The following is a 23,484-nucleotide window of genomic DNA, read 5'->3' on the forward strand; positions in this document are numbered from 1 at the left end:
CTCACTCCGCGGCACCCGTATCCGCGGCGCGCCAAGACGTAGTAAAGTAGGAGGCGTGAGGACGACGATGGCGCCCCTAGCCGAGTAGTCCTCACCTTTGCTGTGCCCGCGAGCCCGCTCGTTTCCCACGGTGCAGCAGTGACCATCGGACGCTATTTTGCGCGCCGGGTGCGCGCCAGGAGGAAAACTGTGACCATCCGCGTCGGAATCAACGGCTTTGGCCGCATCGGCCGAAACTTCTATCGCGCAGTCGTCGCCTCGGGCGCCGACATCGAGGTCGTCGCCGTGAACGACCTCACCGACAACAAGACCCTCGCGCACCTGCTCAAGTGGGACACCGTGCAGGGCAAGCTGAGCGACGACATCACCTACGACGACGAGAACATCATCGTCGACGGAGCCAAGGTGCGCGCGTTCGCCGAGCGGGACCCGAAGAACCTGCCCTGGGGCGAGCTGGGCGTCGACATCGTGATCGAGTCCACCGGTTTCTTCACGGACGCGACCGCCGCCAAGGCCCACATCGACGGTGGGGCCAAGAAGGTCATCATCTCCGCCCCGGCGAAGAACGAGGACGCGACGTTCGTCATGGGCGTCAACTCCGACAGCTACGACCCGGCGAGCCACCACATCATCTCGAACGCGTCGTGCACCACGAACTGCCTCGCGCCCCTGGCCAAGGCCCTGAACGACGCGATCGGCATCGAGCGTGGCCTCATGACCACGATCCACGCCTACACCGGCGACCAGAACCTCCAGGACGGCCCGCACCGTGACCTGCGCCGCGCCCGCGCCGCCGCGCTGAACATCGTGCCGACCTCCACCGGCGCCGCCAAGGCCGTCTCGCTCGTGCTGCCCGAACTCAAGGGCAAGCTCGACGGGTACGCCCTGCGCGTTCCGGTCATCACCGGCTCGGCCACCGACCTCACGTTCACCGCGAACCGCGAGGTGACCATCGACGAGGTCAACGCCGCCGTCAAGGCCGCGGCCGAGGGCCCGCTGGCCGGCGTGCTCGAGTACGTCGACGAGGACATCGTCTCCTCCGACATCATCTCGAACCCGCACACCTCGATCTTCGACTCCAAGCTCACCAAGGTGAGCGGGAACCAGGTCAAGGTCGTCTCCTGGTACGACAACGAGTGGGGCTACTCCACGAGCCTCGTCAGCCTGACCAAGCTCGTCGGCGCCGGTCTCTGACACACAGCTTGACCAACCAGTGATCGCTGCGCCCGCGGATCCCTCGAGGGGTCCGCGGGCGCACTGATGCGGAGGATTCATGAAGACCATCGATTCGCTCGGCGACCTGCGCGGCAAGCGCGTGCTCGTCCGTGCCGACTTCAACGTGCCCCTCGACGGCACGACCATCACCGACGACGGCCGCATCCGCGCCGCCCTGCCCACCATCACGGCGCTCACCGGCGCCGGAGCCCGGGTCGTCCTCATGGCCCACCTCGGCCGCCCCAAGGGGCAGGTCGACCCGGCCTACTCGCTCGCCCCCGTCGCCGCCCGCCTCGGCGAGCTCCTCGGCGCGCCCGTCACTCTCGCAGACGACCTCGTGGGTCCCTCGGCCCGGGCGGTGACCGCCGGTCTCGCCGACGGCCAGGTCGCCCTGCTCGAGAACGTCCGCTTCGACGCCCGTGAGACCTCCAAGGACGAGGCCGCCCGGGCCGAGCTCGCCGGCGAGCTGGCCGCCCTGGCCGACGCCTACGTCTCGGACGGGTTCGGGGTCGTGCACCGCAAGCAGGCGAGTGTCTACGACATCGCCACGCTGCTGCCGGCCGCCTCGGGACTGCTCGTGGCCAAGGAGATCGCGGCGCTGAGCAAGGCCACCGAGGACCCGGCCCGGCCGTACGTCGTCGTGCTCGGCGGCTCCAAGGTCTCCGACAAGCTCGGCGTGATCGAGAACCTGCTGACCAAGGCCGACCGGCTCCTCATCGGGGGCGGCATGGTGTTCACGTTCCTCGCCGCCCAGGGCCATGACGTGGGCAAGTCCCTGCTCGAGGCCGACCAGATCGAGACGGTCCGCGGCTACCTCGCCACCGCCGCCGAGCGCGGCGTGGAGATCGTGCTGCCCGCCGATATCGTCGTGGCGCCCGAGTTCAAGGCCGACGCCCCGGCGACCGTCGTGGCGGCCGACGCGATCCCCGCGGACCAGCTCGGCCTGGACATCGGCCCGGACGCCTCGGTGGCGTTCGCCGACGCGATCCGCGACGCCAAGACGGTCGTGTGGAACGGTCCCATGGGCGTGTTCGAGTTCGCCGCGTTCGCGGGCGGCACCAAGGCCGTCGCGGCCGCGATGGTCGAGGCGACCACGGCCGGCGCGTTCTCGATCGTCGGCGGTGGCGACTCCGCCGCGGCCGTGCGGCTCCTCGGCTTCGACGAGGCCGGCTTCTCCCACATCTCCACCGGCGGTGGGGCCTCCCTCGAGTTCCTCGAGGGCAAGACCCTGCCCGGAATCGACGTCCTCACTCACTGAAAGGGGGCCCACGTGGCCACCACCCGTACCCCGCTCATGGCGGGCAACTGGAAGATGAACCTGGACCACCACCAGGCCACGCACCTCGTGCAGAAACTCGCCTGGACCCTGGGCGACGTCAAGCACGACTTCAGCGCCGTCGAGGTCGTCGTCGCGGCGCCGTTCACGGACCTGCGCTCGGTCCAGACCCTCGTGGACGCCGACAAGCTGAGCATCGGCTACGCCTCCCAGGACATCTCCGCCCACGCCTCCGGCGCCTACACCGGCGAGATCTCCGCGACGATGCTCGGCAAGCTCGGCGTGAGCTACGCCGTCATCGGGCACTCGGAGCGCCGTCAGTACCACGGCGAGGACGAGGCCGTCGTCAACGCCAAGGCGACGGCGGCACTCGCGGCCGACATCACCCCGATCGTCTGCGTCGGGGAGGGCCTCGAGGTGCGCAAGGCCGGCGAGCACGTGCCCCACACCCTCGCCCAGGTCGACGGCGCCCTCGCCGGCATCTCCGCCGACGACGTGGCCCGCAGCGTCATCGCGTACGAGCCCGTGTGGGCGATCGGAACCGGCGAGGTCGCCACTCCCGAGGATGCGCAGGAGGTCTGCGCCGCGATTCGCGGGCGTATCGCCGAGCTGTACTCGGCCGAGACCGCCGATGCCGTGCGGATCCTCTACGGCGGGTCGGTCAAGTCCGGCAACGTCGCGGCCCTCATGGTCAAGGAGGACGTCGACGGTGCCCTCGTGGGCGGCGCGAGCCTCGACGCCGAGGAGTTCGCGGCGATCGTGCGTTACCAGTCGCACACGACCGGCGCCTGAGTCGCTCCACCGCCGTCGCCGGCCGGGACACGCCTCCCGGCCGGCGACGGCGCGCGGTCGCGGCGGTGCTCGTCGCGGCGCCGCCGGATATCGCGTAAACTATCCACGTCCCTAGAATCCAGGTCACTTAGTCGTGCCCCGGATCACCCCGAACCAACAGAGGAAACCGAGTGGACGCGCTTCGCCTCACCCTCCAGATCCTGCTCATCATCACGAGCCTGCTCCTCGTGCTCAGCGTGCTCATGCACAAGGGCCGCGGCGGCGGGGTCTCCGACATGTTCGGTGGCGGTGTCTCCTCGCGCATGGGCTCCTCCGGTGTGGCCGAGCGGAACCTCAACCGGATCACGATCGGCTGCAGCGCCGTCTGGGTCATCGTGATCGTGCTGTTGAACCTTGCGGGCAAGTTCGACTTCTGAGTCGAGTCGGTTCCACCTCTGAAGGAGTCTCCCTGTGGTCACAGGCGGTAATGCTATTCGAGGGTCCCGCGTCGGTGCGGGGCCGATGGGCGAGGCCGAGCGGGGCGAGGCGGCCCCACGGGTCTGGGTCTCGTACTGGTGCGCGACCGGGCACGAGGTGCGCCCGAGTTTCGCCGGCGAACCGGGGATGGCGATCCCCGAGACGTGGGACTGCCCGCGGTGCGGACTTCCCGCCGGGCAGGACCAGCAGAATCCGCCGGCCCCGCCGCGGAACGAGCCCTATAAGACCCACCTGGCCTATGTGAAGGAACGACGCTCCGAGGAGGACGGCGCCGCCCTGCTCGAGGAGGCGCTCGCCGCGCTCCGCGCCCGCCGCGGCGGCTGACACAGCCGACTTTCCGAAACGCCCGCCGCACCCCGTGAGGGGCGGCGGGCGTTCGTGCGCCTGCCGGCATGCTGCCCCGTCGGTGTGGGGAGACTTGCTGGTGTCGGGCACCGGGGATCGTCCCCGATCCTGCCCGTGGGCGGGGTGTCGACTCGGTGCGGGGTGGGGAGCCGGTGCGGTGCACCGAGGAGTTTCCCCGCGGGGTCGGCTGGGCGGAGTCTGATGCTGCCGCGTCGGTGTGGGGAGACTTGCTGGTGTCGGGCACCGGGGATCGTCCCCGACCCTGCCCGCGGGCGGGGTGTCGACTCGGTGCGGGGTGGGGAGCTGGTGCGGTGCGCCGAGGAGTTTCCCCGCGGGCTCGGCTGGGCCGCGCCTGATGCTGCCGCGTCTGTGCGGGGAGACTTGCTGGTGTCGGGCACCGGGGATCGTCCCCGATCCTGCCCGGGGGCCGGGTGTCGACTCGGTGCGGGGTGGGGAGCCGGTGCGGTGCACCGAGGAGTTTCCCCGCGGGCTCGGCTGGGCCGATCTGCCGGAGGCCGCGTCAGGCCGTGCGACTCGCGGCCGCCGGGTCGAGGATCCACAGCGTGACCTCCCGGCCACGCGCCCCGGCCGCGGGCGTCGTGGAGACCGGTTCGTCCCGCAGGGCGGAGGCGACGGCGTCGGCCTTGCCCGCACCCCATGCGGCCAGCCACACCTGCCGGGCCGTGTTGATCGACTCGAAGGTGAGGGAGACACGCTCCGGCGGGGGCTTGGGGGAGTCCGCCTCGACGACCGTCACACCGGTCGCCGTCAGGCCGGCGTGCCCCGGGAACAGGGAGGCGATGTGCCCGTCCGGACCCATCCCCAGCAGCACGACGTCGAACACCGGCTGCGGCTCGCCGTCGGGGGCGAAGCGGGCGAGCTCGGCCGCGTACCGATCGCCGGCCTCCGCCAGGGCGAGCCCCTCGTCGGAGGCGGGCATCGGGTGCAGGTTCTCCGCCGGCAGGTCGATCCGGTCGAAGAGCGCGTCGCGGGCCTGGACGGCGTTCCGGTCGGCGTCGGCGGCGGGCACGAACCGTTCGTCGACCCACCACACGTGCACGGAGCCGAGGTCGACCAGGTCGAGCAGGTCGGATTCGGCGACCGCGCCGAGCACCTCGGTGCCCACGGAACCGCCCGAGACGGCGACGTGCACGTGCTCGCGCACGGCCTGGGCGTCGATCAGGGCGAGCAGCAGCCGGGCTGCGGTCGCGCGGGCGAGGGCGCGGGCATCGGGGTGGACGATGACGGCGCGCTCACGGGCCGGGGCGCTCATGGCAGGACCTCCTCGGAGATGGTGATGGCGGACAGTCCCTGCGTCAGGGTGGCGCCGTAGATGGTGTCGGCGTCGAGTCGGCGCAGATCCTCCATGAGGCAGTCGGCCGTGGTCCGCAGCGGCATCGCGATCTGTTGCTCGGGCTGCCCGGGGGCGGTGATCGTGAGCACGGCGCTGCCCTCGGGACGCCGCATGCAGATCATCCCGGCCTGGCGGAAGAGCCGGAACGCGGTGATCGCCGTCGCGTCCTCCTCGTGCACCACCCGGACCGGCACACCGAGGGCGTAGGCGAACCAGGCGGCGAACAGGCGCACGGACGGTCGGCGCGCATTGCCGCACACCTCGACCGAGTCGACCGCCTGATGCGGAGGCTGGTCGAGGGCGGCGGCGGCGAGCCCGCGCCACAGGGTGGTGCGGGCCCACGACAGATCGGTGTCGCCGGGGGCGTAGTTCTCGGCGAGGGCGTAGAGGTCGCCGATCGGGTCGTCGCCGGCGAGCACGTCGCTGATTCGCCGCTGGGCGATCGCGCCGATGAGGCTGCCGCTCATGCTCTCGGGTGCCCGATTGCGCCACCAGACCGCGATCGGCGTGTCCGGCAGCAGCAGCGGATTGACGAGGGTGTCGGGGGAGAGGTGTTCCTCGATCGAGGTGTGCAGCACGACCACCTCACTCGCCCCCGCATCGGCCCCGAGGCGGATCTGGGCGTCGATCCGGCCGCCGTTCTCCGGCTGAGAACCGTCGACGACGATGACCCGGCTCGGGTGCTCGCGGCTCGCATCGTTCGCCGCTGCGATCGTGCGTTCGACGTCGCCGCCGGTGGCGACGACGATGAGGGTGAGCACGCGACCGAGTGCGACGACCCCGCCCTCCTCCCGCAACTCGAGCAGCTTGGAGCCGATCTCGCCGGTGTTCGTTCCTTCGAGCGTGACGATCACGGTCGCCTCCATTTCCGGCCGTCCCGGGCCAGCATCGCGTCGGCGGAGGCCGGCCCCCACGTGCCGGGACGGTACGTGTCCGGCCGGTCGTGAGTGGCCCAGTACTCCGTGATGGGATCGAGGATCTCCCACGACAGCTCCACCTCGCGCTGGCGCGGGAACAACGGCGGGTCGCCGAGGAGGACGTCGAGGATGAGCCGCTCGTAGGCCTCGGGGGAGGCCTCCGTGAACGCGTGCCCGTAGCCGAAGTCCATGGTCACGTCGCGCACCTCCATCGAGGTGCCCGGCACCTTGGAGCCGAACCGGATCGTCACCCCCTCGTCGGGCTGGACCCGGATGACGACGGCGTTCTGCCCCAGCTCCTGAGTGGCCTCGGAGTCGAAGGGCAGGTGGGGCGCCCGCTTGAACACGACCGCGATCTCGGTGACGCGGCGGCCGAGCCGCTTGCCGGTACGGAGGTAGAACGGCACGCCGGCCCACCGGCGGGTGTCGATGTCGAGCCGCATCGCGGCATAGGACTCGGTGACGGACTCGGGGTTCATCCCCTGCTCGTCGAGGAACCCGACCACCTCGTGTCCGCCCTGCCAGCCGCCCAGGTACTGGCCCCTGGCGGTGTGCGCGGCCAGATCCTCGGGCAGCCGCACGGCCGAGAGGAGCTTCTCCTTCTCGGCCCGCAGATCGTCCGCGTCGAAGGAGACCGGCTCCTCCATCGCGGTGAGCGCGAGCAACTGGAGCAGGTGGTTCTGGATCACGTCCCGGGCTGCGCCGATGCCGTCGTAGTAGCCGGCTCGGGAGCCGATGCCGATGTCCTCGGCCATCGTGATCTGCACGTGGTCGACGTAGTTGTTGTTCCAGATCGGTTCGAACATCTGGTTCGCGAAGCGCAGCGCGAGGATGTTCTGCACCGTCTCCTTGCCGAGGTAGTGGTCGATCCGGAAGACCGCATCGGGGGGGAACACCTCGGAGACCACGTCGTCGAGCGCCTGGGCGCTGAGCAGGTCGTGCCCGAACGGCTTCTCGATGATGACCCGCCGCCACGAGCCCTCCCCGCCCCGGGACAGCCCGGACTCGGCGAGCTGGCGGCAGACGAGGGGGAACTGACCCGGCGGGACCGACAGGTAGAACGCGTGGTTCCCGCCCGTGCCCCGCTCGGTGTCGAGCTCCCGGACCGTCTCGGCGAGCTTCTCGAACGCGTGATCGTCGCCGAACTCGCCGGAGACGAACCGCACGCCCTTGCAGAGCTGCTCCCACACCTCCTCACGGAATTCGGTGCGGGCGTAGGTGCGGACCGCGTCGTGCGCGATCTGCTGGAAGTCCTGGGTCTCCCAGTCCCGGCGGGCGAACCCGGTGAGGCCGAAGCCGGGTGGCAGGAGTCCGCGGTTGGCGAGGTCGTAGACCGCCGGCATGAGCTTCTTCGTGGCCAGGTCGCCGGTGACCCCGAAGATCACCAGCGAACACGGGCCCGCGATCCGGGGTAGACGGCGGTCGCCCTCCAGCCGGAGCGGATTGGCGCCGGCGGCGGACGGCCCTGCCATCAACGACCCATCTCGGCGGAGACGGTGTCGATGAGGGACTGCCACGACTTCTCGAACTTCTCCACGCCCTCGGCCTCGAGCTCGGCCATGACGGCGTCCAGGTCGATGCCGAGTTCGGTCACGGTCGCCATGGCCGCCCGGGCCTCGTCGTAGTGGCCGCGAACGGTGTCCGCGCCCGCGCGCGAGTGGTCGAGCACCGCCTCGAGGGTCGCGTGTGGCATCGTGTTCACCACGTCGTCGGTCACGAGCTCGTCCACGTACTTCGTGTCGGAGTACTCCGGGTTCTTCGTGCCGGTGGAGGCCCACAGCGGCCGCTGGGCGTGCGCCCCGGCCGCCGCCAGGTCGGCGAACCTCGGAGCCGAGAAGATCTCCTCGTACACCTCGTAGGCGAGGCGCGCGTTCGCCACGGCGATCGTTCCTCGGGCGGCGAGCGCCTCCGGGGATCCGATCCGGTCGAGCCGGTCGTCCACCTTCACGTCGATCCGGGAGAGGAAGATCGAGGCGGTCGAGCGGATCGTACCCGGGTCGATGCCCGCGGCCCGCGCCTGCTCCAGGCCGTCGACGAACGCGGTCGCCACCGCCCGGTATCGGTCGAGGGAGAAGATGAGCGTGACGTTCACGCTGATCCCCGCAGCCGTGGCCGCGGTGATCGCGGGCAGCCCCTCGACCGTGGCCGGGATCTTGACCATGAGGTTGGGTCGGTCGACGATCCGGGCGAGCTCGAACGCCTGGGCGACCGAGCCGTCCGTGTCGTGGGCCAGCCGCGGATCGACCTCGATCGAGACGCGACCGTCCTTGCCGCCGGTCGCCTCGTACGTGGGCAGGAACAGGTCGCACGCCGCCCGGACGTCGTCGGTCGTGATGGTCGTGACGGCCTCCGCCACGCTCACCCCGCGGCCCGCCAGGTCCGCGAGCTGCTCGGCGTAGGCCGTGCCGTCGCCGACCGACTTCTGGAAGATCGTCGGGTTGCTCGTCACGCCCACGACGTTCTTCGTCGCGATGAGGTCCGCGAGGCTGCCGTCACCCAGCGCCTCCCGGGAGAGGTCGTCGAGCCAGATCGCCACGCCCGCGTCGTTGAGTCTGTCCAAAGCTGTCTTCGTCACCGTAGCTCCTCGATCGTTGAGTTCGTTGGTCTACCCGTGTCAACCGGCGTCGGCCGCGATCGATTCCTTCGCCGCGGCCACGACGGCCTCGGGGGTGAAGCCGAACTCGCGGAACAGCGTGGCGGCGTCCGCCGAGGCGCCGAAGTGCTCGATCGAGACGGCCCGGCCCGCGGTGCCGAGGTACTTGAACCACGGCATCGCCACGCCCGCCTCGATGCTCACGCGGGCCCGGACGGCCGCCGGCAGCACGGACTCGCGGTACTCGGCGTCCTCGGCGTCGAACCACTCGAGGCACGGCGCGGACACGACCCGGGTGCCGATCCCGGCGGCCTCGAGCTGCTCCCGGGCGGCCACGGCGTGCTGAACCTCGGAACCGGTGCCGATGAGGATGACGTCCGGGGTGGGCGTGGAGGAGTCGATGAGCACGTACGCGCCCCGGGCGACGCCGTCCACACTCGCGAAACCGTCCGTCCCGCGCGGGAAGGTGGGCACGCCCTGGCGGGTGAGGGCGAGGCCGGCGGCGTGGCCGGGGCGGCGCAGCACCTCGGCCCAGGCCGCGGCGGTCTCGTTCGCGTCCGCGGGCCGCACGACCGACAGCTGCGGGATCGCCCGGAGCGCGGCGAGATGCTCGATCGGCTGGTGGGTGGGGCCGTCCTCCCCGAGTCCGATGGAGTCGTGGGTCCACACGAAGATGCTCCCGGCCTCCTGCAGGGCCGCGAGCCGCACGGCCGGGCGCATGTAGTCGGAGAACGTGAGGAACGTGCCGCCGTAGGCGCGGGTGAGGCCGTTGATCGAGATGCCGTTGAGGATCGCGGCCATGGCGAACTCGCGGATCCCGAAGTGCAGGGTGCGCCCGTACTCGTTGCCGTCGAACGTGTCGCTCGAGCGCTCCGCCGGGAAGAACGAGGGCACGTCCGGCATCGTCGTGTTGTTCGACCCGGCCAGGTCGGCCGAGCCGCCCCACAGTTCGGGCAGCTCCGGGGCGAGGGCGGCGAGCACCTTGCCGGAGGCGGCGCGGGTGGCCACGGCCGTGCCCGCGGGGAAGTGCGGGAGGACGGCGTCCCAGCCGCCCGGCAGCTCGCGGGCGCGCAGACGGTCGAGCAGGGCCGCCCGCTCCGGGTTCGCCTGCCGCCACGCCTCGTAGCTCACGTCCCACTGCGCCCGCAGCGCGGCGCCGCGCTCGACCAGGCCGCGGGTGTGGTCGATGACGTCGGCGGGCACGTCGAAGATCCCCGCGGGGTCGAGGCCGAGGTTCTCCTTCAGGCCCGCGACCTCCTCGGTGCCGAGCTTGGCGCCGTGGGCGTCGCCGGTGTCCTGCTTGGTCGGGCTCGGCCAGGCCATGATGGTCTTGAGGCGGATGAACGAGGGGCGGTCCCGCTCGGCCTTCGCGGCCACGAGCGCGGCGTGCAGGGCGTCGACGTCCTCGAAGTACTCGGTGCCGCCGTGGGTCCAGTCGACCTCCTGCACGTGCCAGCCGTAGGCCTCGTAGCGGGCGCAGACGTCCTCGGTGAACGCGATCGAGGTGTGGCCCTCGATCGAGATGCGGTTGTCGTCCCAGATCGTGATGAGGTTGCCGAGGTTCTGCGTGCCGGCGAGGGAGGAGGCCTCGGAGGAGACGCCCTCCTGCAGGCAGCCGTCGCCCACGACGCAGTAGACGTGGTGGTCGAACGGGGAGGTTCCGGGCGCGGCGTCGGGGTCGAGGAGCCCGCGCTCACGGCGCGCGGCCATCGCGACCCCGACGGCCATCGCGATCCCCTGACCGAGCGGCCCGGTGGTCACCTCGATGCCCGGGGTGTGGTTCACCTCGGGGTGCCCGGGGGTGCGCGAGCCCCACGTGCGCAGGTGCTCGATGTCGTCGAGCTCGAGGCCGAAACCGCCCAGGTACAGCTGGATGTACTGGAGCAGGCAGGCGTGGCCGTTCGAGAGCACGAAGCGGTCGCGGCCGAGCCAGTGCGGGTCGGCCGGGTCGGAGGTCATGACGTGCTGGTAGAGCAGATAGGCCGCGGGGGCCAGGCTGATCGGCGCGCCGGGGTGGCCGCTGCCGCACTTCTCGACCGCGTCGGCGGCGAGTGCCTTGGCCACGGCCACGGCCTTGACATCGACCTCAGACCAGTTGAGGGAGGCGACCTTCGGGGCGGAGACGTTCACGGGGCCTACTTTCCAGCCGATGTGGCTCTGACGTTCGAGAATCGCGCCGACGCACGATCGGCGCGCGGATCCATTCCATCGAGGATAGTGGCTGCGATCGTCCGGCCGCACGGGCGTCCACTCCTCGTCGTCGGCTTCGGTCCCCGGTGGGCGTCGCCTAGACTGGAGGGGTTCGCATCGTGCTGGGTGACCGCGCAGAGGTCGCCCGTTGATCTCAGGAGTTCTCAGACGTGGCGCATCCTCCCGTTTCGACCGCGCCGAACCTCGGAAGCCGGCGCTCCGGAGCGGTGAGCGTCCGCGATCGCATCGGCGGCTTCGTCGCGTTGACCAAGCCGCGCATCATCGAGCTCCTGCTCGTGACCACCGTGCCCACGATGGTCCTCGCGGCCGGGGGCTGGCCCGGGGAGGGCGCACTCGACGGCCTCCTGCTCGTGATCGCGACCGTGATCGGCGGCACCCTCGCGGCCGGCAGCGCGAACACGTTCAACATGTGGTACGACCGCGACATCGACGCGATCATGAGCCGCACGCAGAAGCGTCCGCTCGTGACCGGGGTCGTGAGCCCGGTCGCCGCGCTCGTGTTCGCCTTCGTGCTCGCCGCGGCCTCGGTGCTGTGGCTCGGACTCCTCGTCAACTGGCTCGCGGCCTGGCTCGCCCTCGCCGCGAACGCCATGTACTCGATCGGGTACACGATCCTCCTCAAGCGCCACACCACCCAGAACATCGTCTGGGGCGGCGCGGCCGGCTGCATGCCCGTGCTCATCGGCTGGGCGGCCGTGACCGATTCGCTCGGCTGGGCACCCGTGCTGCTGTTCGGGATCATCTTCTTCTGGACCCCGCCCCACTACTGGCCGCTGAGCATGAAGTTCAAGAAGGACTACGCCGACGCGGGTGTGCCGATGCTGCCCGTCTCGGCTCCGGCGCCGCTCGTGGCCTGGCAGATGGTCGCCTACGCGGCGGCGATGATCGGCTGCTCCCTCGCGCTCGTCCCGGTCGCCGGGATGGGCTGGTTCTACGGGATCGTGGCGCTCGCCGCGGGTGCCTGGTTCGGCCTCCTGTGCGTGCAGCTGTGGCGCCGGGCACGCTCCGGTGCGCGCAAGCTGCTCGCGATGAAGGTGTTCCACGGCTCCATCACGTATCTCACGATCGTGTTCCTGGCCGTGCTCGTCGATCCGTTCCTGCCCTTCTGAGCCGTGCCGGCGCGATGACCAGCCCCGGGACCGCTGGGGACCTCCCGGCCGGACTGGGCACGCCGCTGCGCCAGTACCTCGACCATCTCGCGGTCGAGCGCGGCGCCTCGAGCCATACCCAGGCGGCGTACCGCCGCGACCTGCAGCGCTACGTGCGGTATCTGCAGGAGCGGGGTGTGGACGACGTCGCCCGCGTCCGGGAGCGGGATGTCGCCGAGTACGTCGAGGCCCTCCGTACGGGTACGGACGGCGGCAGCGCGCTGTCCGCCTCGTCCACGGCCCGGGCGGTGGTCGCCGTGCGCGGCTGGCACCGGTTCCAGCTGCAGGAGGGGCGGTCCGCCGAGGATCCGTCGCGGCGGGTGCGGCCCCCGGGCGGGATGAAGGCGCTGCCCAAGGCGATCGGGCTCGACCAGGTGAACCGGCTGCTCTCGGGCGCCGAGGCGGCCCCGGACCCGCTCGGCCTGCGCGATCGCGCGCTGGTCGAGGTGCTCTACGGCACGGGGGCCCGGATCAGCGAGGCGGTCGGTCTGGCGGTCGACGACGTCGAGACGGGGCAGGCCCCCGCGATCCGGCTCTTCGGCAAGGGCCGCAAGGAGCGGGTCGTGCCGATCGGGCGGTACGCGGTCGAGGCGATCGAGGCGTACCTCGTGCGGTGCCGACCCGTGCTCATGCAGGCCGGCGGCGGACACGGCGCGCTGTTCGTCAACCAGCGGGGCAATCCGCTGTCCCGGCAGAGCGCCTGGGCGATCCTGCAGGCGGCGGCCGACCGCGGCGGCCTCGACGCCCACATCTCCCCGCACACCCTGCGACACTCCTATGCCACGCACCTGCTCTCCGGCGGCGCCGATGTGCGGGTGGTGCAGGAGCTCCTCGGTCACGCCTCGGTGGCCACGACCCAGATCTACACGATGGTCAGCCCCGACACGCTCCGGGAGATCTACACCGCGGCTCACCCCCGCGCCCTCGGCTGAGACGCGCCCTCGGCTGAGACGGTTCCCTCGGCCGGGACGTGACCGCCGCGGCGGTTCCGCGCGCGGATCGCCGCAGCCGTATCCCCGCGCGGGAGTCGGGCGTAGAACTGAAGACATGGCCGAGCGAGATGCCGGGCGAGACACCGGGCGAGATGCCGGGCAGGACGACGGGCGAGGCACCGGGCGCGGCGACGGTGGCTCCGCGGTGGCCGTCCACCGACGGACGTGGCGGCTGGAGGACGTCACGGTCGCCGATCCGGAGGCGATGCGCCGATCGGTGACCGGGACCGCGGTCGGCAACTTCATGGAGTGGTACGACTTCGGCGTCTACGCCTATCTCGCGACCGTCATCGCCCAGGTGTTCTTCCCCTCGGGCGCCTCGGGCACGGCCTCGTTGATCGGCACCTTCGGGATCCTCGCCGCCTCGTTCCTCGTGCGCCCGCTCGGAGGGTTCGTGCTCGGCCCGCTGGGCGACCGGATCGGACGCCGGCGGGTCCTCATGGTCACGATCACGCTCATGGCCTGCGCGACCACGGCGACGGGCCTCCTGCCGGGTTATGACAGCTGGGGCCCGTGGGGGAGCGGCATCGGCTTCTGGGCGGCGATCCTGCTCCTGGTCACCCGGATGGTGCAGGGCTTCTCGACCGGCGGCGAGTACGTCGGGGCGATGACCTACATCGACGAGCACGCCCCGGATCGTCGCCGCGGATTCCTCGCGGGCTTCCTGCCCGTGGGCACCCTGTCCGGCTACATCTGCGGCGCGGCGCTCGTCACCGGGTTGACGGCGGGCCTCTCCCAGGACGCGATGCTCGCGTGGGGCTGGCGGATCCCGTTCCTGCTCGGCGGGCCGCTCGGCCTCGTCGCGCTGTACATGCGGCTGCGGCTCCAGGAGACGCCGGCCTTCGAGAAGCTCACCGAGGAGGAGAAGGCGGGCTCCGAGGGCGGCGGGGCCCAGCAATTCCGACAGACGGTCGTCGAGCAGTGGCCGCGGCTGCTCGTGTGCATGGGGCTCGTGCTCACGTTCAACGTGACGAACTACATGCTCAGCGGGTACCTGCCGACCTACCTCGAGAGCATCGCCTCCCTCTCGAGCACCGTCGCGCTCGTCATCGTCACCGCGGTCATGCTCGTGCTGGCGGCGGCGGTGCTGTTCGTGGCGCGGCTCTCCGATGCGGTCGGGCGCAAGCCGGTCATGTGGACCGGCTGTGGGCTTCTCGTCGTGGCCTCGATCCCGGCGTTCGCGCTCATGCGTTCCGGTGAGCATCTCGTGGTGTTCCTCGGGGTGCTGATCGTCGGCATCATGTTGTTGTGCTTCAACAGCACGGAGCCCTCGACCCTGCCCGCGCTGTTCCCCACGAACGTGCGCTATGGGGCGCTGGCGGTGGCCTTCAACATCTCCGTCTCGGCCTTCGGCGGCACGACGCCGCTCATCTCCGAGGGGCTCGTCTCCTGGACCGGGAACGAGATGATGCCCGCCTACGTCCTCATCGTCGCCGGCATCGTGGGAATCGTGTGCGTGTTCTTCACGCCCGAGACCGCGCGCCGGCGGCTCCCCGGCGGGAGCCCGACCGTCGCCACGGACGACGAGGCGCGCTATGTCGCCGAGACCGGCACGATCGAGGATCCGGGGGAGTCCGCGGGTGGGATCACCGAGACCGAGGCCGGCACAGAGAACGCAGTGGGCACAGAGAACACAGTGGGCAGAGTGGGCAGAGTGGGCAGAGAGGGCACAGAGGGCCCAGACGGCACCGAGGGCACCGGGCGCGAGCAGCGCTGAGCCGTTCGGGAGGGCGGCCCGAACGAGACGGATTGCGCGTCGTCCGGCGGTGTGCTTTGGCGCGGGAGCGTTCGGCCAGTAGGTTACGAAGTGATGAGCACCGACGATCTTGCGCCCGTTCCGAACTTCCCGGAGCCCCCTGCCCTGACCGGGCACGGCCCGGCGCGGATTATTGCCATGTGCAACCAGAAGGGCGGCGTCGGCAAGACGACCACGACCATCAACCTGGGTGCGGCGCTCGCCGAGTGCGGTCGCCGCGTGCTCATCGTGGACTTCGATCCCCAGGGCGCGGCCTCCGCCGGCCTCGGCGTCAGCGCTCACGAGCTCGACGAGTCGATCTACACCGTGCTCATGTCGCCCCGCTCGGACGTGCGCGAGGTCATCCACCGCACCTCGGTCGAGGGCCTCGACGTCGTGCCCGCGAACATCGACCTGTCGGCCGCCGAGGTGCAGCTGGTCTCCGAGGTCGCCCGCGAACAGGCGCTCACGCGGGTGCTGCGGCCCGTGCTCGACGACTACGACGTCATCCTCGTCGACTGTCAGCCCTCCCTCGGGCTCCTCACCGTCAACGCACTCACGGCCGCACACGGGGTGATCATCCCGCTCGAGACCGAGTTCTTCGCGCTGCGGGGGGTCGCCCTCCTGGTCGAGACCATCGACAAGGTGCGCGACCGCCTCAACCCGCGTCTGCACACCGACGGCATCCTCGCCACGATGTACGACGGGCGCACGCTGCACGCCCGGGAGGTGCTCGAGCGGGTGCGCGAGGCGTTCGGCGACAAGGTCTTCACCACGGTAATCGCCCGCACGATCAAGTTCCCGGACGCCTCGGTGGCCACCGAGTCGATCCTCACGTATGCGCCCACCCACGCCGGGGCCCACGCCTACCGGGCGCTCGCGCGCGAACTCATCTCCCGTGGCGACGTCGCCTGACCCGCCTGCAGACCCCCGGCGCGAATTCGAGGTCACGCTCGAGAACTTCTCGGGCCCCTTCGACCTGCTCCTGCAGCTCATCGCCCGCCGGCGGCTGGACGTGACCGAGGTGGCGCTCGCCGTCGTCACGGACGAGTTCATCTCCTATATCCGCGGCCAGGGCGGCTGGGACCTGTCGCAGGCGAGCGAGTTCCTCGTCATCGCCGCGACCCTCCTCGACCTCAAGGCCGCGCGGCTGCTGCCCTCGGGCACGGTCGACGACACCGAGGACCTCGAACTCCTCGAGGCCCGGGACCTGCTCTTCGCCCGGCTGCTGCAGTATCGGGCATTCAAGGAGGTGGCCGGCTGGCTCGAGGGGCGCTGGCACGACGAGGGCCGCTCCCTGCCCCGTGAGGTCGGACTCGAACCGGCCTTCGCCGCGGTGCTGCCCGAGCTGGTCATGCAGATCGGGGCCGAGGACCTGGCCCGCCTGGCGGCGGGCGCCATGGCGCCGAAGGCGCCACCCCCGGGCGTGGACCTGACGCACCTGCACCATCCGGTGGTGAGCGTGCGGGAGCAGGCCGCGGTCCTCGTCGAGCGGTTGCGACGGAGCCGGGCGGCCACCTTCCGGGATCTCGTGGCCGACGCCGAGTCGCTCGGCCACGTGGTGGCCCGCTTCCTCGCGCTGCTCGAGCTCTTCCGCGAGCAGCTCGTGGGCTTCGAGCAGGCGGTCCCGCTCGGCGATCTCACCGTGCGCTGGACGGGGCAGGACGAGGGTACCGTGAACATCGGCGACGATTTCGACGAGGAGCGCTCATGAGGAGCCCAGCGAGCACCGGGCCGCAGCAGGACGACCTCACCGGGGTCGACACGGGGGCCGACACGGGGGCCGACCAGGGCGCCGGGGGTGTGCCCGCCGCGATCGAGGCGATCCTCATGGTCGCCGACGAGCCCGTGTCCGCCACGCGCCTGGCCGCGGTGCTCGCGGTGCCGCGGGCCGTGGTGCTCGAGGCCCTGCACGCGCTGTCCGGGCAGTACGCGGGCCGCGGCTTCGTGCTGCGGGAGGTGGGCCGCGGCTGGCGGTTCTACTCCCACCCGGACTACGCCGACGTCGTCACCGAGTTCGTGCGGGACGGTCAGACGGCGCGGCTCACCCAGGCGGCGCTCGAGACCCTCGCGGTCGTCGCCTACCGCCAGCCGATCTCCCGCGGCCGCATCGCCGGCATCCGCGGCGTGAACGTCGACTCCGTCGTGCGCACGCTCACGACCCGGGGGCTGGTGACCGAGACGGGGACCGACGTCGAGACCGGTGCCGTGCTCTACGCCACGACCGACGTGTTCCTCGAGCGGCTAGGATTGCGCGGTTTGGACGAGTTGCCGCCGCTGGCGCCGTACCTGCCCGAGGTCGAGGCGCTGGACGACGTCGACGCGCCGCGATGAGTCCGATCGGCGAGGCGGGCGCCGCCGTGGCGGCCCGCGACCGGCGAACGAGGAGACGAGCATGACCGACCGACACGAACCCACCGGGGTGCGACTGCAGAAGGTGCTCGCGGGGACCGGGGTGGGCTCGCGCCGCGCCTGCGAGGTGCTCATCGCCGCCGGCCGGGTGAGCGTCGGCGGCGTGACCGTGCGCGAGCTCGGCACCCGGGTCGATCCCGCGACGGCCGTCATCCACGTCGACGGGCTGCGGGTTCAGCTGGACGAGGGGCTGGTGACGCTCGCGCTCAACAAGCCGCGCGGCGTCGTCTCCACGATGAACGACGAGCGGGGCCGGCCCGACCTGTCGGAGTTCGTGGGCGCCCGTCCGGAGCGGCTCTTCCACGTGGGCCGCCTCGACGCCGAGACCGAGGGCCTGCTGCTGCTGACGAACGACGGGGAACTGGCGCACCGGCTCGCCCACCCCTCCTACGAGGTGAGCAAGACCTACGTCGCCCGGGTGCAGGGGCGCGTGAGCCGCGGCCTCGGGCGGCGGCTGCTCGCGGGCGTCGAGCTCGAGGACGGGCCCGCGGCCGTGGACCGGTTCACCGTGCTGGAGCAGGCCGCGGACGCCTCGCTCGTGCAGGTCGTGCTCCACGAGGGCCGCAACCACATCGTGCGCCGACTGCTGGCCGAGGTGGGCCACCCCGTGACCCGGCTCTCCCGCACCGACTTCGGGCCGATCCACCTCGGCACCCTCAAGCCCGGTCGCACCCGGGTCGTCGGCGGACAGGAGCTCGGCCGGCTCATGCGCGCCGTCGACCTGTGACGGGTGTGATGACCCGCACACCCGCCCGGCGCGTCCACCCGGTACGAGCCCGGCGATCGGGTCGGACGAGTAGGGTCGTGGGGTGACCAGCGAACCAGCGGCCACCGTCGGCCCCGTTCTCATCATCGGAAGCGGCCTGCTCGGAGCCAGCATCGGACTGGCCCTGACGGCGCTCGGGGTGAGCGTGCGCATCCGCGACGCCTCGCCGGTCGCGCAGGCGCTCGCCCGGGACCTGGGCGCCGGGGAACTCGACGCCCCCGGGGCCGAGCCGCCGACGCTCGTCGTCGTGGCGACCCCGCCCGACGTGACCGCGGGCATCGTCGGGTCGGCGCTGCACACGTTCCCGCGCGCGGTCGTCACCGACGTCGCGAGCGTCAAGGGCGTGATCCTCGAGGAGTTGCGCGACTTCGCCACCCTCGACCTCAGCCGCTATGTCGGCTCCCACCCGATGGCCGGCCGTGAGAAGTCCGGCGCCTCGGCAGCGACCGGCGAGCTCTTCGCGGGCCGCCCCTGGGTGATCTGCGCCCACGAGGACGCGGAGCCGGCCGCCGTGCTCGCCGTGCGCAACCTCGCGGGCGACCTCGGGGGTGCCCCCGCCTACCTCGGCGCGCGCGAGCACGACGACGCCGTCGCGCTCGTCTCCCACATGCCGCAGCTCGTCGCCTCGCTCGTGGCCGCCCGGCTGCTCGAGGCACCCGAACCCGCCCTCGGCCTGGCCGGGCAGGGCGTGCGCGACCTCACCAGGATCGCGGCGAGCGACGCGAAGCTGTGGACCGCGATCATCACCGGGAACGCGTCGTCGGTACGGACCGTCATGCGCGAGCTGCGCGACGACCTCGACGGCCTCCTCGAGGCCCTCGACCGGGCCGCCGAGGACGGCCCGCTCGCCGTCGGCGCCATGCACGGGATCGCCGGGGTGATCTCGGCGGGCAACGACGGCGTGGGACGGATCCCCGGCAAGCACGGCGGAGCCCGCAAGCGGTACACCGAGGTGATCGTGCTCGTGCCCGACCAGCCGGGCGAACTCGGTCGGCTGTTCGGCGAGGTGGGGGAGATCGGCGTGAACATCGAGGACTTCGCCATGGAACACTCACCGAAGCAGAAGGTCGGCATGGCGATCGTCTCCGTCGTTCCGGCGGCGGCGCAGCAACTGGAGGATGCATTGACCGAGCGTGGGTGGCGGGTGGTGTCGGCGTGACGACCGTGGCGATCGACGGACCCTCCGGATCCGGCAAGTCGACCATCTCCCGGGCGATCGCCCGGGAACTGGGCATGGGCTACCTCGACACCGGGGCCATGTACCGATGCGCCACCTGGTGGTGCCATCGCCGCGGGGTCGACCTGACCGACCGGGCGGCCACGGCGGCCGCGGTCGCCGCGGTGCCCTGGATCATCGGCACGGACCCACTCGACCCGCGCTTCGTCGTCGACGGCGTCGACGTGACCGGCGCGATCCGCGAGACCCGCATCGCGACCGAGGTCTCGAAGGTCGCCACCAACCTGGCCGTCCGCGCCTGGATGAAGGAGGCGCAGCGCGCGATCATCGCCGCCGCGCCGGCCGGCATCATCGCCGAGGGGCGCGACATCACCACGGTCATCGCCCCCGATGCCGACGTGCGGATCCTGCTCGTGGCCGACGAGTCCGCCCGGCTCGCGCGGCGCGCCCGGGAGGTCCACGGCAGCGACGATCCGGCGGCCCTGGCCGCGACCGCCGACCAGGTGGTGCGTCGCGACGCCGACGACTCGACCGTCTCGAACTTCCGGATGGCTGCCGACGGGGTGATCACCGTCGACTCGACGCACCTGACCCTGCCCGAGACGATCGCGGCCGTGCGCGAGCTGGTGCTGGGCGCATGAGCCGGGCGGCCGGTAAGCCCACCCCGGGCCAGTCCATCCGCCCCGAGGACATCCGCCGGTGGGGAACCGCGTGGTCGCGGCGCGTGGGCCAGTTCCTCGCCCGGATCGTGTGGAACACGACGATCATCGGGGCCGAGAACATCCCCGCCACGGGCCGGATCATCGTGGCGGCGAACCACACCGGCATCATCGACGGGCCGGTGTTGCACGGCGCGTTGCCGCGCCGGTCGCACTTCATCATCAAGGAGGAGGCGTTCTCCGGCTTCATCGGGATCCTCATGCGCGGGGCCGGGCAGATACCGGTCGACCGCAAGAGCGGCCGGGCGGCGCTGACGACCGCCCTCGCGCTGCTGAACGAGGACCGGCTCGTGGGCGTGTTCCCGGAGGGCACCCGCGGCCGCGGCGATGTGACCGACGCGAAGGCCGGGGTCGCGTGGCTCGCGGTCCGGGCGCAGGCCCCGGTCGTTCCCGTCGCGATCCTCGGCACCCGTCGGCCCGGCGACAAGCGCGGCCACGTGCCGGGATTCCGGGCCCGCCTGGCCGTCGTGATCGGCGAGCCGTTCATCGCGGCCGACCCCGCGCTCGGCACGGGCCGTGCGGCCGTCACCGCCGCGGTCGAGCAGGTGCGCACCCACATGGCCGACAATGTCGCGGCCGCGATCGCCCGGACCGGGATCGACCTGCCCGAGTCCGCCGAGTGACACCGGCGGGAATGCGAGCCCGGCCCGAGCCTGTCAGAATACGGTGGTGACGACCTCCGAGCCGACCTCCGCCCCGCAGCCCGTCGATGCGTGGGACCCCGCCGAGACCGAGAGTATGGACGCGCGCTTCGACGTGGCCGAGAGCGCTGACGACGTCCGTCACGCCGAGGCCCTGCGTGCGGGACTCGCGGACTACCTCCTGGACGATGCCGACGCCGCGCTCCTCGACGCGCACGAGGGGGAGCAGGCCGAGAACGACGGTGAGGGGCCGCTGCCCGTGCTCGCCATCGTGGGGCGGCCGAACGTGGGCAAGTCCACGCTGGTCAACCGGATCCTCGGGCGTCGCGAGGCCGTCGTCCAGGACACCCCGGGGGTGACCCGAGACCGGGTCTCGTATTCGGCCGAGTGGTCCGGGCGGCGCTTCACCGTGGTCGACACCGGCGGCTGGGAGCGGGGAGCCAAGGGGCTGCCCGGACGGGTCGCGGACCAGGCCGAGGCGGCGATCGAGCTGGCCGATGCGGTGCTGTTCGTGGTCGACGCGAGCGTCGGCGCGACCGATGCCGACGAGCACGTGGTCAGGCTGCTGCGGCGTACGAAGAAGCCGAGCCTGCTCGTCGCGAACAAGGTGGACGACCAGCGCTCCGAGGCCGACGCCCTCGCGCTGTGGAACCTCGGCCTCGGCGAGCCGTTCCTCGTCTCCGCGCTGCACGGTCGCGGCTCGGGGGATCTGCTCGACCGGGTGCTCGAACTCCTGCCGGCCCGATCGGCCGTCGGCGACGCGCTGCCCCAGGGCGGGCCTCGCCGCGTCGCCCTCGTGGGCCGTCCGAACGTGGGCAAGTCCTCCCTCCTGAACAAGCTGACCGGCACCGACCGGGTCGTGGTCGACTCGGTCGCCGGCACCACCCGCGACCCGGTCGACGAACTCGTGAGCCTCGCGGGCCGCGACTGGTGGTTCGTCGACACCGCGGGCATCCGTCGGCGCGTGCACCAGACCTCGGGGCCCGACTTCTACGCCTCGCTGCGCACCCAGGCCGCACTCGAGAAGGCCGAGGTCGCGGTGGTGCTCATCGACGCCTCCCAGCCCGTGACCGAGCAGGACATCCGGGTGGTCCAGCAGACCGTCGACGCCGGCCGGGCACTCGTGGTCGCCTACAACAAGTGGGACCTCCTCGACGACGACCGCCGGATGCTCCTCGAACGGGAGATCGAGCGGGAGATGGTGCAGCTCACCTGGGCCCCGCGGATCAACTTCTCGGCGCGGACAGGCTGGCACACCGACCGGCTCGTGCGGGCGCTCGACACGGCCCTGGCCTCGTGGGATCAGCGGATCCCGACCGGCCGCCTCAACGCCTTCCTCGGTGAACTCGTGGCGGCCCACCCGCACCCGGTCCGGGGCGGGAAGCAGCCGCGGATCCTGTTCGCGACCCAGGCGTCGAACCGGCCGCCACGGTTCGTGCTCTTCGCCACCGGATTCCTCGAGCCGACGTATCGCCGGTTCATCGAGCGCCGCCTGCGCGAGGCGTTCTCCTTCGAGGGGAGCCCGATCGAGCTGAGCGTGCGGGTGCGGGAGAAGCGCCGCCGGCGCTGAGGAGCCGGCCACCGGGCGGATGGACGACGCGGGCTCGGGTTGACGGCGCGGGGCACCCGACGTAGTCGCCGGCCGGGCGGGCCGGGAGGACCGATCACGCCGCCAGCGGAGCGCGGGTTGACGCCGCGGCGAAACCGAGCCACGTGTGGCGGTTCCCGGCCCAGCACCATCCGATCTTCGGGGCGTTCCGGTGGTCGGGACCGTCCCTGCCCGTGCGGTTGCCGATCCACAGCGCCGGCGTGCGCGAATCGAGGCGCCCGTTCGGCTTGCTCAACTGGATCGGGGCCGGCGGTTCCGTTCCATCAATGGGCAGGAAGTCGTCGACGTCGGTCATATCCGAGACCACGAACCCCGGCTTGCCGCGACGGGTGATCAACGGTGCGAGGCTCGAGGCCGGTGCACGGTGCGGGTGGAGCGCGAGGAGCGTGCCGCGAGAGTGTCCACGCCGAGGTCGATCAAGCGCTCGGCCTGATCGGGCATGGAGGGCAGGGCAGCAGGCTGGACGGTCACCACTCACCTTGCGACAGGGTCCGCGGTGTACATGCCGACGAAGGCGGATGGCCGCCCATTCCCGCCGTTGCCCGCAGGACTCCCGGCCGCTCGTCCTGCCGGCCTGCCCGGCCGGGCGCCCGTCCCCGCGGATCACGACGCCCATCGAGCGTGGAGTCGACGGAGGCTGGATTCCGAGTTGTCCACAGGGCCACCGAAACTGCTGACGAATCTGGCCGGGTTGTCTACCGTGGGGTGATGCCGACCGGCGCGGGTAGCAGAGTCGTGGGCCTCGGGGCGGCGTTCCTTGCGGGGGCGCTGCTGATGGCGGGGTGCTCGAACGGAGATGATCCGCCCGTCGACCCGGCGACTGTGGAGGTCTCCGATCCGGCGACGGATCGGGCGGCCGATCCCACGAGCCCCGAACCGACGAGCCCCGAACCGACGGCCACCGACGAGCCGGTGCCCGAGCCGAGTCCGTATCCCGAGCCGGAACGGCCCGCGGCCATGGACGACACGGGGGAGAAGGGGGCTCTTCGTGGTTCGTGGTGAAAGTGGCCCGCGCGTCGTAGGCGTGTGAGGGCTCGTGGTCCTGCTGTGATGGGTGTTGCGAGACATCCACAAGAGCAGAGGACCACGAGCTATGGACGAGTTT

General features: G+C 71.7%; 22 protein-coding genes. 16 read left to right on the forward strand and 6 right to left on the reverse strand.

The window, feature by feature from the left end; genetic code table 11:
• Positions 1-189 precede the first annotated feature (189 nt).
• The 5 genes from gap (at position 190) to GCG21_RS08145 (ending at position 4,084) form a co-directional block, all read left to right on the forward strand.
• The gene (gene gap, locus GCG21_RS08125; RefSeq protein WP_370517400.1) at positions 190-1,194 is read left to right on the forward strand and encodes a type I glyceraldehyde-3-phosphate dehydrogenase; all 1,005 of its coding nucleotides are present in this window, start codon (positions 190-192) and stop codon (positions 1,192-1,194) included.
• 79 nt (positions 1,195-1,273) lie between these two features.
• Positions 1,274-2,473, forward strand: a complete 1,200-nt coding sequence (pgk, locus tag GCG21_RS08130; protein WP_152818909.1) for a phosphoglycerate kinase — start codon at positions 1,274-1,276, stop codon at positions 2,471-2,473.
• 12 nt (positions 2,474-2,485) lie between these two features.
• A complete protein-coding gene (gene tpiA / locus GCG21_RS08135; RefSeq protein WP_370517401.1) occupies positions 2,486-3,283 on the forward strand; it encodes a triose-phosphate isomerase in 798 nt (265 codons plus the stop codon).
• A gap of 170 nt (positions 3,284-3,453) precedes the next feature.
• Entirely contained in the window at positions 3,454-3,699 is a 246-nt protein-coding gene (gene secG / locus GCG21_RS08140) for a preprotein translocase subunit SecG (protein ID WP_153877838.1), read from the forward strand.
• A 34-nt stretch (positions 3,700-3,733) separates the two neighbouring features.
• Complete coding sequence (locus tag GCG21_RS08145) at positions 3,734-4,084, forward strand: RNA polymerase-binding protein RbpA (RefSeq protein WP_153877839.1); 351 nt, start codon at positions 3,734-3,736, stop codon at positions 4,082-4,084.
• A gap of 541 nt (positions 4,085-4,625) precedes the next feature.
• Here GCG21_RS08145 and pgl read toward each other — a convergent pair.
• Genes pgl through tkt form a run of 5 tightly spaced genes read right to left on the reverse strand, consistent with a single transcriptional unit; the run spans position 4,626 to position 11,099 of the window.
• Positions 4,626-5,378, reverse strand: a complete 753-nt coding sequence (gene pgl, locus GCG21_RS08150; protein ID WP_152818913.1) for a 6-phosphogluconolactonase — start codon at positions 5,376-5,378, stop codon at positions 4,626-4,628.
• Complete coding sequence (locus tag GCG21_RS08155; protein ID WP_153877841.1) at positions 5,375-6,313, reverse strand: glucose-6-phosphate dehydrogenase assembly protein OpcA; 939 nt, start codon at positions 6,311-6,313, stop codon at positions 5,375-5,377. Before GCG21_RS08155 ends, pgl begins: the two co-directional genes overlap by 4 nt.
• Entirely contained in the window at positions 6,310-7,848 is a 1,539-nt protein-coding gene (zwf, locus tag GCG21_RS08160; RefSeq protein ID WP_152818917.1) for a glucose-6-phosphate dehydrogenase, read from the reverse strand. Before zwf ends, GCG21_RS08155 begins: the two co-directional genes overlap by 4 nt.
• Entirely contained in the window at positions 7,848-8,951 is a 1,104-nt protein-coding gene (gene tal, locus GCG21_RS08165) for a transaldolase (protein ID WP_153877842.1), read from the reverse strand. The genes zwf and tal overlap by 1 nt, the downstream gene beginning before the upstream one ends.
• A gap of 39 nt (positions 8,952-8,990) precedes the next feature.
• Positions 8,991-11,099 (reverse strand): transketolase, encoded by a 2,109-nt coding sequence (gene tkt / locus GCG21_RS08170; protein WP_370517402.1) that lies wholly within the window; start codon positions 11,097-11,099, stop codon positions 8,991-8,993.
• 287 nt (positions 11,100-11,386) lie between these two features.
• On the opposite strand from tkt, the gene GCG21_RS08175 reads away from it, so the two are divergent.
• The 11 genes from GCG21_RS08175 (at position 11,387) to der (ending at position 22,340) form a co-directional block, all read left to right on the forward strand.
• Positions 11,387-12,289 carry a heme o synthase gene (locus GCG21_RS08175; protein ID WP_228760149.1) on the forward strand — a complete coding sequence of 301 codons (903 nt, stop codon included), beginning with the start codon at positions 11,387-11,389 and terminating at the stop codon, positions 12,287-12,289.
• 14 nt (positions 12,290-12,303) lie between these two features.
• Positions 12,304-13,260 carry a site-specific tyrosine recombinase XerD gene (locus tag GCG21_RS08180; protein WP_152818919.1) on the forward strand — a complete coding sequence of 319 codons (957 nt, stop codon included), beginning with the start codon at positions 12,304-12,306 and terminating at the stop codon, positions 13,258-13,260.
• Between the two features lie 115 nt (positions 13,261-13,375).
• Positions 13,376-15,037: an MFS transporter gene (locus GCG21_RS08185; protein ID WP_227993518.1), complete on the forward strand. Its 1,662-nt coding sequence runs from the start codon at positions 13,376-13,378 to the stop codon at positions 15,035-15,037.
• A gap of 93 nt (positions 15,038-15,130) precedes the next feature.
• Positions 15,131-15,970 (forward strand): ParA family protein, encoded by an 840-nt coding sequence (locus tag GCG21_RS08190; RefSeq protein WP_152818920.1) that lies wholly within the window; start codon positions 15,131-15,133, stop codon positions 15,968-15,970.
• Positions 15,894-16,769: a ScpA family protein gene (locus GCG21_RS08195; protein ID WP_152818921.1), complete on the forward strand. Its 876-nt coding sequence runs from the start codon at positions 15,894-15,896 to the stop codon at positions 16,767-16,769. Before GCG21_RS08190 ends, GCG21_RS08195 begins: the two co-directional genes overlap by 77 nt.
• Positions 16,766-17,389 (forward strand): SMC-Scp complex subunit ScpB, encoded by a 624-nt coding sequence (gene scpB / locus GCG21_RS08200; protein ID WP_152818922.1) that lies wholly within the window; start codon positions 16,766-16,768, stop codon positions 17,387-17,389. Before GCG21_RS08195 ends, scpB begins: the two co-directional genes overlap by 4 nt.
• 61 nt (positions 17,390-17,450) lie before the next feature.
• Positions 17,451-18,194: a pseudouridine synthase gene (locus tag GCG21_RS08205; protein WP_152818923.1), complete on the forward strand. Its 744-nt coding sequence runs from the start codon at positions 17,451-17,453 to the stop codon at positions 18,192-18,194.
• 82 nt (positions 18,195-18,276) lie between these two features.
• Positions 18,277-19,392 carry a prephenate dehydrogenase gene (locus GCG21_RS08210; RefSeq protein ID WP_370517403.1) on the forward strand — a complete coding sequence of 372 codons (1,116 nt, stop codon included), beginning with the start codon at positions 18,277-18,279 and terminating at the stop codon, positions 19,390-19,392.
• Positions 19,389-20,051 carry a (d)CMP kinase gene (cmk, locus tag GCG21_RS08215; protein ID WP_153877849.1) on the forward strand — a complete coding sequence of 221 codons (663 nt, stop codon included), beginning with the start codon at positions 19,389-19,391 and terminating at the stop codon, positions 20,049-20,051. The genes GCG21_RS08210 and cmk overlap by 4 nt, the downstream gene beginning before the upstream one ends.
• Positions 20,048-20,752, forward strand: coding sequence for a 1-acyl-sn-glycerol-3-phosphate acyltransferase (locus tag GCG21_RS08220; RefSeq protein WP_152818924.1), 705 nt, complete (start codon positions 20,048-20,050; stop codon positions 20,750-20,752). Before cmk ends, GCG21_RS08220 begins: the two co-directional genes overlap by 4 nt.
• 115 nt (positions 20,753-20,867) lie before the next feature.
• The gene (gene der, locus GCG21_RS08225; protein WP_152818985.1) at positions 20,868-22,340 is read left to right on the forward strand and encodes a ribosome biogenesis GTPase Der; all 1,473 of its coding nucleotides are present in this window, start codon (positions 20,868-20,870) and stop codon (positions 22,338-22,340) included.
• Positions 22,341-22,434: 94 nt separating this feature from the next.
• On the opposite strand, the gene GCG21_RS08230 is transcribed toward der, so the two are convergent.
• On the reverse strand, positions 22,435-22,995 hold the full coding sequence (locus GCG21_RS08230; protein ID WP_370517404.1) for a DUF5701 family protein: 561 nt from the start codon (positions 22,993-22,995) through the stop codon (positions 22,435-22,437).
• Positions 22,996-23,484: the final 489 nt, after the last annotated feature.

The sequence above is a fragment of the Pseudactinotalea sp. HY160 genome (assembly GCF_009372055.1).
GTDB lineage: Bacteria > Actinomycetota > Actinomycetes > Actinomycetales > Beutenbergiaceae > HY158.